The following is an 11,731-nucleotide window of genomic DNA, read 5'->3' as shown; positions in this document are numbered from 1 at the left end:
GAGGTCCTCATCTGTTGGGGCAGGCGCGACCGGCGACGTCGCCGATCGTGGTCACTCTTCGCTCGCGGTCATCGCCGAACCGGTCCGAACATGCCGCACGTGACGGTGCGTGCCCTGGCCGTCGATGCTCCGCCGGCGGCAAGGCGCCCCCGCGCCAGGGACATCGCGGGGGCGCCTCGCCAGGCGGTGCCAGCAGCTGTGCTACGGGGTCGCGGTCGCGGCGACGGTCTCGCACCGCGGGTCGATACCGCCGAGGTTGACGTTGAGCTCCGTGCGGTACTCGGGGGCGACGCCCGCTGCGCAGATGACGTCCCACGCAGCGCTGGGCCAGTTGCTCCCGCTGACCTTCACGTTGTTGATGAGCCGGTTGTTGCGCTGCGCGGCGTTCGGGATCTGGGCCCCGCCGGAGTTGTACCAGTTCTCCTGCAGCGTGTTGTCGTTCGTGCCGTTGCCCGCGTCGTACGCGTTGGTGAACACCCAGGTGTTCAGGCCACTCAGGACGTTGTGCTGGGACAGGGTGTAGCGGCTGCCCTCGTCCAGATAGATGCCGACGCCGGAGACGTTGTACATGTAGTTGTTCTCGATCACCGTCCCCGGGCTCGCCGAGAGGTTGTAGATGTTGCCGGAGTCGGCGAAGGAGGCCTTGATGTCGTGCACGAGGTTGCCCGCGACCAGGTTGTCCTTGAGCGTGGTCGGCGTCTGGTAGAGCGGGTTGTACTTGTAGTACCCGCGGTTGACGTACGTCTGGGAGCCGCCGGCGTCGTTGATCCCCCAGCCGTAACCGGTGTCGATCGCGTAGGCGAGGTTCTCGACCTCGTTGTGGACGATCTTCGCCCGGGTCACGTACGTGCTGAGGATGCCGGAGTTGTCCTTGTACTCCACGGCGACGTGGCTGATGGTGTTGTTCTCGATGAGGATGTCCTGGTTCGTCATCCGGGGATCGCTGGGATGATGCGCGTCCGCCCGAATCCCCCCCACGAACAGGGCGTGGCCACCGACCTGGGTGAACACGTTGCCGGTCACGTCGATGTCGCTGGCGCCGAGCCCGACACCGGTGAGCGTCGCGTTGTCGTCGTTGCCGATGCCGAGGCCCGACGACCCAAGGTTGCGGAAGGTGTTCCCCGCGAACGTGATGTGGTCGGCGGCGGACACCTGCACGGCGGAAGGCTCCTGGAACCAGGTGTTGCGCGTCCGCTCGTACTGCTCGCAGCCGCGGCTGCAGCTGGTGAAGGCGTCGGCGGGGCGGTAGTCGACCGCGCCCTTGAGGTAGCCCCCGTTCTGCTGGCTGGCGTAACCGTCGGGCGAGGAGGGGCCGAGCCAGGAGGTGCCGGTGAAGGTGAGACCGCTGAACTCGAGGTGGGACACGGGGGCGTCGTAGGTGCCGCCGACGCTGATGAGGGCCTGCACTCGCGGGAGCTCGATGTCGAGGTCCTGCGGGTTCACGCCGTCCGCGGGCTTGTAGTAGAGCTTCCCCGCGTCGGGGTCGACGTACCACTCCCCCGCCTGGTCCAGGAAGCTCAGAGAGTTGTCCAGGTACCAGTGCGGCTTGGCGAGCAGCGAGTACTGCGCCGTGTCCCAGCCCCACGTGTTGTTGTCCCAGGCGGGCTGGGCCATCGTGATCGTGTTGCCCGCGATGCTCTGCACCGGCGAGTAGCGGTCGGTGAAGTCGCCGAGAGACTCGAACTCGATCCGGTTCTGCTGGGGCAGGTCCGCCAGGTAGGCGAGCGCAGGGTTGTTGATCGTGATCCCCGTCGGGGTGAGCGTCAGGTCGCTCAGCGCCACGCTGGTCGACGCCCGCGGAGCGTCCACGCCGTTGACGTAGAGCTGCCGGGTGTCGAGACCGGCCGGCGTGTCCGCGACGTAGATGTTCTTGGCCTGGTCGTACTGCTGCCAGCCCCTGAGCCGCGTCGAGCCCGAGATCTCGGGGTGGGCGCCGGGGGCAGCCGTCCAGCGCACGGTGTGCCCGTCCCGGCCGCTGTCCTGCGCACGGAACTCGAGCGGGTGGTCGATGCGATAGGTGCCGTCGGCGAGCACGACGGTCACGTCGCCCTTCCCCTTGGCGGCCTCGTGTCGGACCACGCCCTGCACCTGCTCGAGCGAGCACGGGTGCTGCTGCTGGCACTCCCCTTGGTCGCGACCGTCAGGTGACGCGTAGTAGACGCTGTCCTTCTCCGGTGGTGCCGCCTGGGCGACCGATGCGCCCAGACCACTCAGGAGCAGGGCTCCCGCGCCGGCAGCTCCGGCAGTCGCCCGCCACCGGCCCTTCCTTCGAACAGAAACTTCCCCCGTGCGTGACATCGATGTCATGGCTGTTCGCTTCCGTGATGGTGATCGGGGCCGCTTTGCCCCGTTCCACAAAATCATACGTATGATGTATGCGCAAGGTTCTCGCCGCGGGAGTCCGACCTCTCGCAAGCGGCCCCACCCGGCGCCCCTCGTGCGTCGATGGCCGGTCCCCCGGCGCGTCCAGGCGTCCGTCCACGACGTGCCTGGGCATGGTCGACGCCGCCTCGTCGGCCGACCCGGCCGCGATGGCGGCAGAGGGTCTGCTCGTGGAACGCGGCGGGCACGTCTTCGGAGTTCCGGCTGCCTTCCCGTGCCCGCTCGACCAGCGACCGCGCGAGGCGCTCCGCCATGCGGCTGTGCGACAGCTCGTTCACGGCCTCCTGGCCCACATCGCGTCCTCGCTGGCCAGGAACGTGGGAAGGAGACCTCGGCCGTCTGGAAGCGTGCGATCTCGTCGAGGGACGTCCGTCTGCTCCAGCGTGCTGTGCAACGCCTCAGCTCGATGGTCGAGCGTGTGGCCGCCCCTCTGCTCTCAGGCACCGTCGGAGGGCCGCTGGGTCATCGCCCGAGCCATCCGCCGTCGACGGGAAGGGTGACACCGTCGACGTAGTCGGAGGCGGACGACGCGAGGAAGACGACCGCCCCGCCGAGGTCGGCGGCTCGGCCCCAACGGCCGGCGGGGATTCGCTCAAGGATCGCCCGAGACCGCTCGGGGTCGTCCTGCAGGGCCTGGGTGTTGTCGGTCGCGATATAGCCAGGTGCGAGCGCGTTGACGTTGACCCCGTGCGATGCCCACTCGTTCGCGAGGGCCTTGGTGAGTCCGGCCACGGCGGACTTCGACGCGGTGTACCCGGGGACATTGATCCCGCCCTGGTAGCTGAGCAGGCTCGCGGTGAAGATGATCTTCCCGGAGCCACGCTCGAGCATCGGCCGCGCGACGAGCTGAGTCAGCACGAAGTGGCTCGTGAGGTTGACCTCCAGGACGCGGTCCCACCAGTCGAGGGGATGCTCCGCGGCCGGCATCCGGGCGATCGTGCCTGCGTTGTTGACGAGGATGTCGGGCGCTCGCTCGGCGAGCTCTCCTCCGAGCGTGGTGACCGCCTCACGATCGCCGAAGTCCACCGCGTAGCTCTGGAACATGCGCCCGTGCGACTCGACCGCCCTCGCCACGGCACTGCCTTCGCGCTCGAGAGTGGCGCTCACACCGATCACGTCGGCACCGGCGGCCGCGAGCGCTTCCGCGAAGGCGAATCCGATGCCGCGCTTCGCGCCGGTGACGACGGCGAGCCGTCCGGTCAGGTCGAACGGGTTCACTGGGCGCTCTCCTCGGCGGCGACGTCCACCAGGATCTTCATGGCAAGCCCTCTCTCGAGGTCGTCGAAAGCAGCTCGCACCGCGGTCAGGGGCACCACCTGCGAGATGAGCAGCTTGCTGGGCACGACCCCGTCGGCGAGCAGGGAGCTCGCCGTCTCGAAGTCGGACCGCTCGTAGACGCGGGCACCCAGGACCCGGAGCTCTCGCCAGAAGACCTGCTTGAGGTCGACCTCTCTAGGGGCTCCGTGGATCGCGACGACGACGATCGTCCCTCGAACCTTGGCCAGCCCGGTGGCGGCAGCGACCGCAGCCGCAGCACCGGAGACCTCGAAGACCACGTCGGCACCTGCGCCGTCGGTCCATGCGGCGACCCAGGCGGCCTGATCGGTCGAGCCGGGGTCGACGGCTACGTGACCGAGCTGTTCGATCTGCGCGCGACGGTGGGGGTCTGGCTCGACGATCGCGACGATCGCGCCGACATGCCGCGCGACGGTGGCGATCAGTACCCCGATCGGCCCGCCCCCGAGCACGACCACGTGGTCACCGGGTGCAACCTCACCGCGGCGTACGTCGTGGACGGCAACGGCGGTGGGCTCGACGAGCGCCGCGACGTCCAGGGCCAGGCCGGCGGGGAGCGCGACGAGCGTCTGGGCCGGCACGTTCCACAGCGTCTGCAGCGCACCCGGGGAGTCGATACCGATGAACTCCAGGTTCTGGCAGACGTGCTGATGACCGGCCAGGCACGCCGGGCAGGTCCCGTCCCAGGCGAGCGGCATGACCGTCACGGCATCACCCGTCGACCAGCCGTCGACGCCCTCGCCCACCCTCTCGATCGTCCCGCTCATCTCGTGACCGAAGATCAGCGGTGTGGTCACGCGCGCATCCATGGCCCCGTGGACGACGTGCAGGTCCGTCCCGCACAGACCGACGAAGGCCACGCGGACCTGCACGTGACCGCTCGGCGGTGGCACAGGCTCCGCCGCGAGGACCTCGACCGTCCCGTTCCCTGTATATGCAGCACTGCGCACAGCGCGTCTCCTTCGGTGTCGGCCGGCGACCGTCGTTGGTCACGATCCGGTGTCGGACTCTACCGGAGGATTGAGCAAACGTCACATGTATGATCTACTACTGGGCGTCGCCCGGCTCAACGTTGAGGCGCCTGTTTCTCCAAGGAAGAAGGAACTAGGACACATGACCAGACAGCCCTCGCGTGCCGTGCTGAGGCGGCCACGTCACGTCCTGCTCGCGGCCGTGGTCGCAGCAGCCTCGCTCCTGACCGTCAGCGCCTGCTCCGGCTCCTCGGGCGACGGCGGGTCGTCGGACGGCGCGTCGAGCGCCTACGGCTTCGATGCGGTCAAGCAGGACCCGTCGGCACCGATCACCGTCTGGGTGGATGCGTCCCGCCAGCCTGCGGTCGACGCCTTCGAGAAGGCCTATCCCGACGTCAAGCTCAAGGTGGAGACCTACGACGGAGGCGCGGACGGCTCGGGGTCGTTCCAGACGAAGATCGAGGCGTTCAACCAGGCCGGCAGCGGTTGGCCCGACGTCGTCTTCTCGACGCAGAACAACGATGCCGCGTGGGCCAGCCAGGGCACCGACCCGTTCGCCGCGCCGGTGGACAAGGGTCTGTTCGACAAGACCTTCCTGGACGGCTTCACCCAGGGCGCCCTCGCACCGCTCACGGTCGACGGCACCGTGTACGGCCTGCGCAACGACCTCGCCCCCACGGTGACCTGGTACGACAAGGCCCTGATGGACCAGTTCGGGTACACGCCGCCGACCACGTGGGAGGAGTACGAGGCGCTCGGCAAGAAGGTCGCCGCTGAGCACCCCGGCTACATCGTGGGCGACATCGGTGACTCCTGGACCCCTGAGGTGTACTTCTGGGGTGGCAAGGCGCCGATGAACACCATCACGGGTGCCGACCAGTTCAGCGCAGACGCGTCCGACCCGAAGACGGTCGCGATGGCGAAGGTCATCGACAGCCTGAACGACGCCGGCGCCCTCGCGCAGGAGAGCGTCTTCAGCCCCGAGTTCATCCAGAAGTACACCGGCAAGGTGCTGATGCTCCCCGGGCCGGTGTGGTTCTCGGGCGCGCTGTTCAGCAACCCGGACTCCCTGAACGCTGCGCCGGGCACCGTGGCTGCCGGGTTGCCGCTGACGTGGGACGGTGAAGACGCGGCTGCCGGCAACGTCGGCGGCGGGACGTGGTTCATCTCGCAGCACTCGGCGAACCTCGAGGCGGCCAAGAAGTTCCTGACGTTCGTCACGAGCGACGACCGCTACCAGGTGGATCTGGCGTCCGGGCTGCCCGCGTACCAGGCTGCGGCCGACAAGTGGCTCGCCAAGCAGGCCGAGGCTGGGTTCTTCGCCGACGACTTCGCGGGGAACGTCACGGCCGCGGCCGCCACGATCTGGGACGGCTGGGGCTACCCCAAGTTCAGCCAGGAGTCCGTCTGGGCCAAGACCGTCACGCCTGATCTCGCCGGCGGCAAGAGCCTCGTCGACCTCCTTCCCACGTGGGAGAAGGCTCTGAAGAACGAGGCCCAGGCGAATGGCTACAAGGTCAGCTGACGTGTCGATCTCGGAACTGACCACCTCGCCCGCCGGTCCCGCGACACGGGACCGGCGGGCGGGCCGCCCCCGCTCGTTGACCGGCCGCTGGAACCGGATCTCCTACGCCTTCGTCTCGGGATACGTGCTCCTMGCGCTCGCGTTCGGCGTGTTCCCGACCATCTACGCGCTGCGGATGTCGTTCACGAGCTCCGAGGGAACGTTCTCGGGGGTCGACAACTTCCAGCGGGTGATCGACGACTTCCGCTTCTGGCCTGCGGTCCAGCACGTCGCGGCATTCGTCGTGATCTGGCTGGTCGGTCTCCTGATCTTCGTGACGATCCTCGCCCTGCTCGTGCACCAGATCGGCACCCGCTGGCTCAGCTCCGGCGTGCGCTTCGTCTACTACATCCCCGGCGCTCTGGCCGGCGCCTCGGCCGTGGTGCTGTGGCTGTTCGTCCTCGACCCGACCGTGAGCCCCGTCTCCGGCGTCCTGCACGCCTTCGGCTTCGACAGCTTCGTGGAGACCATCTCGCCGGGGAACCTGCCGGTCATCTTCGCCGTGATGGCGTTCTGGACGGGAGCCGGCGGCTGGATCGTCGTGATGTACGGCGCCCTGAACAGCATCCCGACCGAGGTGCTGGAGGCCGCCCGCATCGACGGCGCCGGTGTGGTGCGGACCGCGGTGCACATCCAGCTGCCGATGCTGCGCAAGTGGATCTCGTACATGGCGATCATGTCGCTCGCCGCCGGCACGCAGCTGTTCGTCGAGCCGAAGGTGCTCTCGCAAGCCAGCCACGGCGTCGTGCCGAACGACTACTCGCTCAACCAGCTCGCCTACCTGTACGCGTTCAAGCAGCAGGACCTGAACGGCTCGGCCGCGATCGCGGTGATGCTGCTCGTCGTCTCCCTCGGCCTGAGCGTGTTCTTCGTCATCCGAGGAGGACTCTTTGAGCGCGACTGATCTCGCCCTCGACGCCCGCACGCCCGCCACCCGGGAGGGACGGCGTCGGCAGGCGAGACTCGACAAGACGCCCGGTGCCTGGCTGGCCGATGTGGTGAAGATCGTCATCGCGGTCTTCTTCGTCCTCTTCTTCGTCATCCCGATCGTCTGGCTGCTCCTGGCCTCGACCAAGTCACCGCACGACCTGATCACCACCGGCCCGTTCACGGCCGGGACGTTCTCGGACCTCTCGGCGAACTGGCACGAACTGGTCACGTTCCAGGACGGCATCGTCTTCCGGTGGCTCGGAAACTCGGCGTACTACTCGGTCGCGGCACTGGTGATCACCCTGGTGACCACGATCCCGGCCGGCTACGCGCTCGCCCTGAGCAGCTTTCGGGGCCGACAGCTGCTGCTCACCACGACGCTGGTGGTCATGCTGATCCCGAACACGGCACTCGTCCTGCCGATCTTCCTCGAGCTGTCCGCGGTAGGCCTGATCGGCAAGCCGCTCGCCGCGATCCTGCCGTTCTCCTTCTTCCCGTTCGGGGTCTACCTGACCTACATCTACTTCTCGACGAGCGTCCCGCGCGACCTCCTCGACGCTGCCCGCATCGACGGCTGCGGCGAGCTCGCGGTCTTCCTGCGCGTCGCGATGCCGCTCGCGACACCGGTGATCGCGCTGGTGGGCTTCTTCAGCTTCGTGGCGAACTGGAACAACTTCTTCCTGCCGTTCCTCACCGTCCCCGGCCCCCGGTCGCCGATCCAGGTCGGCCTGACCGATCTGCTCTCGAACGTGCCGTCGTTCAACCCGACGTCCGCAGGGGTCACCGCAATCCAGCTGCCGACCCTCGCTGTCGCGACGGTCCTGTCCGTCCTGCCGGTCCTGCTCATCTTCCTGTTCTCGCAGCGGTTCCTCGTTGCCGGGCTGACGGCAGGCGGGACGAAGGAGTGAGCATGCAGCGATTCGCCTTCGTGGTCGACGTGGTCCCCGAGAAGCGCGACGAGTACGTCCGGCTGCACGCGGACGTATGGCCGGGCGTCGAGGCGCTCCTCTCGGCCCACCACGTGACCAACTACTCGATCTTCCTGATCGAGAACACGCTGTTCGGGTACTACGAGTACACCGGCGACGACCACGAGGCCGACCTGGCCGTCGTGGACGACGATCCCGTCACCCGCGAGTGGCTCGCGCTCACGGGCCCGTGCCAGACCCCGTTCGGGCGCTCCGCCGCCCCGACGGACGGGTGGCGCCGGCTCGAGGAGCTCTGGCACCTCCCGTGAGGCACCTCCTCGATTCCCACCTGCACATGTGGGAGCGGGCCAAGCACCCGCAGCCGTGGCTCGACGCCCAGCCGATGGCCGCGATCGACCGGGACTTCCCGCCCGACGCGGCCGTCGCCGAGCTCTCGGTCCACGGGGTCGAGGGCTGCGTCGTCGTGCAGGCCGTCAACGACCTCTCGGAGACCGTCGACCTGCTCGAGGCGGCCCGCGAGTCGGCAACGATTCGCGGCGTCGTCGGCTGGCTCGACCTCACGGCCGACGTCCCGGAGCAGATCCGGACGCTGCGTGGGTCGCCGGGCGGCGACCTGCTCGTGGGAATCCGCCACGTCACGTTCGTGGAGACGGACGAGCGGTGGCTCGCGCGCGACGACGTCCGGCGAGGGTTGTCCGCGATCGGCGACGCCGGGCTGGTGTTCGACCTGCTGATCACCCACCACCAGCTCCCGTTGGCGGCCGAGGTGGCCCGTTCGCTCCCGGGCACGAGCTTCGTCCTGGACCACCTGGGCAAGACGCCCATGAGGAGCACCGAGCTGGCCTCGTGGGCCCGCCACCTCACCGAGCTCGCGCAGTGCCCGAACGTCGTCGTGAAGGTGTCCGGCATCGTCACCGAGGACGACTGGTCCGGGTGGTCCACACCGAGGCTGCGGCCCGTCGTCGACCACGCGCTCGCCACCTTCGGGCCCGAGCGGCTGCTCTTCGGCTCCGACTGGCCGGTCGTCGAGCTGGCCGGCGGCTACGGCCCCTGGCTCGCGGCCTACCTCGAGCTCACCGACGAGCTGTCGCAGACCGAGCGCGACGCGATCGACGGTGTCAACGCGACCCGCGTCTACGGGCTGTCGTGACGGCCCTCCCTGCTCGCCAGCTCGGCGGCACCGGTCTGCACATCTCCGAGATCGGGTTCGGTGCGTCGACCCTGGGCAACCTGCACCGACCGATGACCGAGGACGAGGCCTCCCGGGCCGTCGAGCGTGCGTGGGAGCGGGGGGTGCGCTACTTCGACACCGCGCCGCACTATGGCCTGGGCCTGTCCGAGCGCCGGTTGGGAGCGGCGCTGCGAGGACTCCCGCGAGACGAGTTCGTCGTGTCCACCAAGGTCGGTCGTCTGATCCGTCCGAACCCGCGGCCGACAGAACTCGACGACGACGGGTTCGCGGTGCCCGGCGACCTGAGACGCGAGTGGGACTTCAGCGTCGAGGGTGTGCGCACGTCGATCGAGGAGTCCCTCGAGCGCCTCGGCCTGGACCGGATCGACATCGCGTATGCCCACGACCCGGACCTCGTGAGCCCGTCGACCGGTAGGCAGGCGCTCGAGGCGCTCGCCGAGCTCCGCGCGGAGGGCGTCGTGCGCGCCATCGGTGTCGGCACCAACGCGCCGGACAAGGTGCCGGGGCTCTTCGACAGCGGCCTGGCTGACGTCGTGATGGTGGCCGGCCGCTACACCTTGCTCGAGCAGGGCGGACTCGCCACGGCGCTGGAGCCCGCACGCGAGCATGGCGTCGCAGTTGTCGTGGCGGGCGTGTTCAACTCCGGACTCCTCAGCAGCCCCTGGCCCGCGGAGGACGCCCGCTACGAGTACCAGCGCGCACCGCGTGGGCTGATCGAACGGGCACAGGCGCTCGCCCGGGTCTGCGAGGACCACGGCACGACGCTCCCGGCCGCTGCGATCGCGTTTCCTCTGCAGCACCCTGCGGTCGCGGGAGTCGTTCTGGGGATGCGCACCGTCGCGCAGGTCGACGCGAACCTGGACCGGTACTCCGAGGACGTCCCGGCGGCGCTGTGGGCCGATCTGCAGAGCCGCGATCTCCTGGCGTCGTCGGTGTCCTGACCGGAGCGCCACCTACCGTTCGACCCGAGCACCGCCCCGGCCGCGACCTTGAACGTCCGCCAGCCTCGGCCCGCAGCGAACGAGTCACCGCCTCCCGCCCGGGCGAAGATCTCCAACCCGTCGCGCTGCGTCGCCAGCTGTGCGATGGCCGTGTGGCCACGGTCGGAGACCCCGACTGCGCCGCGTACCCCTAAGCGCGTCTCGTGAAGCTCAGCCCGTTGCCCGCAGAGCATCCGACCGTTCGTCGTCCGCGGCGACCACCGGGACGAGCCGATGGACCGTGAACGAGTCGCCGACGCTCATCGGCCGCTCTGGCGAGCGTCGTCCGACTGCGACTCGGGCACGAGTCGCAGGCCGGCGCGATCCGGGCGGACGTGCGGCCCGTCCTTCTGGGCCCACCACCCGTCCAGCGGCACCGCCTGAGCGATGCGCGTCTCGTCGATCGTCGTGCCATGTCCCGGCTTGTCCCCGAGCACGATGCCACCGTCGGCGATCTCGTAGTCCACCGTCATGCCGAGCGGGGCTCCGAGGTCCTGCAGCTCGGCCGAGAGGTGGTTCGGGACGGCCGCAGCGGCATGGAAGACGGGGTTCGCAGTCGAGCCGACGGGGCTGATGGGCAGGTCACGGCTGTGGGCGACGGCCGCGACACGCAGGAAGTGCGTGATCCCCCACATGCTGCCGACCTGCACGATGTCGACGGCGCCGGCGTCCAGCAGAGGCTTGAACTGCTCCAGACCGGTGAGGTTCTCGCCGGTGGCGACACCGGCGCGAACAGCGCGACTGACCATCGCCATGCCGTCGGCGTCCCACCGACGCAGCGGCTCCTCGACCCAGGACAGGTCGACCTGCTGCTCGACAGCGTGGATGTATCGGATCGCCTGCTTGCGGTTCCAGGACTCGTTGGCGTCCAGCATGATGCCCGGTCGGGGCGTGTTGGCCGAGAAGATGTCACGCACGCGCGCCAACCTGATGAGGTCGCTGTCCAGGTTCAGGCCGCCCTTCACCTTGACGCTCGTGAAACCGCGGGCGACCCACTCGCCGTACAAGTCCTCGAGCTCGTCGTCGGGGATCGCGATCTCCAGCGCCGAGGCATAGGCGGGGACGAACCGGTCGCGCGCGCCGAGGGTGCGCCACAGGGGCTCGTCGGCGATCTTCGCCTTGAGGTCCCAGAGCGCCATGTCCAGTGCGCCGATGCCGCCGAACGTCGCCCCCACGTGTCCGCTCTTGAACACTCGGGCCAGCATGCGGTCGTACAGCGCGACCACCGCGCGCGGGTCCTCGCCCTCGATGGCGGGAAAGACCCGGTCGATGTCCGTGTGCGACCCGACGCCGATTCCCTCAAGACCCTCGTCGGTCTCGAGGACGACCACGGGCACCTCGGTGATGCCGTCCCGGATGAAGCCGTTGACGTCCCCGACGGGGCGTCCCCAGTCCTGGAGTGTCGTCACGGTCCGGTACCCGGTGATTCTCATTCGCTCACACGTCCTCTTCGGCGCGCGGTCGGCCGCAGTGCCGCCACGAAAAGA

10 protein-coding genes are annotated in these 11,731 nt (G+C 69.0%); 6 read left to right on the top strand and 4 right to left on the bottom strand.

Translation table 11 applies throughout. The annotated features are described in order from the left end of the window. Window positions 1-201: 201 nt before the first annotated feature. The 3 genes from AC1DQC_RS03790 to AC1DQC_RS03780 form a co-directional block, all read right to left on the bottom strand. A complete protein-coding gene (locus tag AC1DQC_RS03790; RefSeq protein ID WP_477049883.1) occupies window positions 202-2,079 on the bottom strand; it encodes a right-handed parallel beta-helix repeat-containing protein in 1,878 nt (625 codons plus the stop codon). 765 nt (window positions 2,080-2,844) lie between these two features. Continuing rightward, window positions 2,845-3,600, bottom strand: coding sequence for an SDR family oxidoreductase (locus AC1DQC_RS03785; protein WP_477049882.1), 756 nt, complete (start codon window positions 3,598-3,600; stop codon window positions 2,845-2,847). Further along, window positions 3,597-4,571, bottom strand: coding sequence for a zinc-dependent alcohol dehydrogenase (locus AC1DQC_RS03780; protein WP_477049944.1), 975 nt, complete (start codon window positions 4,569-4,571; stop codon window positions 3,597-3,599). The genes AC1DQC_RS03785 and AC1DQC_RS03780 overlap by 4 nt, the downstream gene beginning before the upstream one ends. Before the next feature lie 220 nt (window positions 4,572-4,791). Between AC1DQC_RS03780 and AC1DQC_RS03775 the strand changes: the two genes are divergently transcribed. The 6 genes from AC1DQC_RS03775 to AC1DQC_RS03750 are packed head-to-tail and all read left to right on the top strand — an operon-like array spanning window position 4,792 to window position 10,205. Beyond that, window positions 4,792-6,174 carry an ABC transporter substrate-binding protein gene (locus AC1DQC_RS03775; RefSeq protein WP_477049881.1) on the top strand — a complete coding sequence of 461 codons (1,383 nt, stop codon included), beginning with the start codon at window positions 4,792-4,794 and terminating at the stop codon, window positions 6,172-6,174. A 1-nt stretch (window position 6,175) separates the two neighbouring features. Then, window positions 6,176-7,117, top strand: coding sequence for a carbohydrate ABC transporter permease (locus tag AC1DQC_RS03770; protein WP_477049880.1), 942 nt, complete (start codon window positions 6,176-6,178; stop codon window positions 7,115-7,117). Next, complete coding sequence (locus AC1DQC_RS03765) at window positions 7,104-8,051, top strand: carbohydrate ABC transporter permease (protein ID WP_477049879.1); 948 nt, start codon at window positions 7,104-7,106, stop codon at window positions 8,049-8,051. The genes AC1DQC_RS03770 and AC1DQC_RS03765 overlap by 14 nt, the downstream gene beginning before the upstream one ends. A gap of 2 nt (window positions 8,052-8,053) precedes the next feature. Then, window positions 8,054-8,380, top strand: a complete 327-nt coding sequence (locus tag AC1DQC_RS03760) for an L-rhamnose mutarotase (protein WP_477049878.1) — start codon at window positions 8,054-8,056, stop codon at window positions 8,378-8,380. Continuing rightward, on the top strand, window positions 8,377-9,222 hold the full coding sequence (locus tag AC1DQC_RS03755; RefSeq protein WP_477049877.1) for an amidohydrolase family protein: 846 nt from the start codon (window positions 8,377-8,379) through the stop codon (window positions 9,220-9,222). The genes AC1DQC_RS03760 and AC1DQC_RS03755 overlap by 4 nt, the downstream gene beginning before the upstream one ends. Continuing rightward, complete coding sequence (locus AC1DQC_RS03750; protein ID WP_477049876.1) at window positions 9,219-10,205, top strand: aldo/keto reductase; 987 nt, start codon at window positions 9,219-9,221, stop codon at window positions 10,203-10,205. Before AC1DQC_RS03755 ends, AC1DQC_RS03750 begins: the two co-directional genes overlap by 4 nt. A 299-nt stretch (window positions 10,206-10,504) precedes the next feature. Here the strand turns inward: AC1DQC_RS03750 and AC1DQC_RS03745 are convergent, their stop codons facing one another. Then, entirely contained in the window at window positions 10,505-11,653 is a 1,149-nt protein-coding gene (locus AC1DQC_RS03745; RefSeq protein ID WP_477049875.1) for a mandelate racemase/muconate lactonizing enzyme family protein, read from the bottom strand. Between the last annotated feature and the right edge of the window lie 78 nt (window positions 11,654-11,731).

The organism is Cellulomonas sp. P4_H12 (assembly GCF_056400905.1).
The sequence above is the reverse complement of the archived record's forward strand: the minus strand, read 5'-3'. Positions and strand labels throughout refer to the sequence as shown.

What these genes read in the sequence shown, in the direction of transcription:
- AC1DQC_RS03775 (WP_477049881.1), top strand. Translation starts at nt 4,792, where the DNA reads ATGACCAGACAGCCCTCGCGTGCCGTGCTGAGGCGGCCACGTCACGTC.
- AC1DQC_RS03760 (WP_477049878.1), top strand. Translation starts at nt 8,054, where the DNA reads ATGCAGCGATTCGCCTTCGTGGTCGACGTGGTCCCCGAGAAGCGCGAC.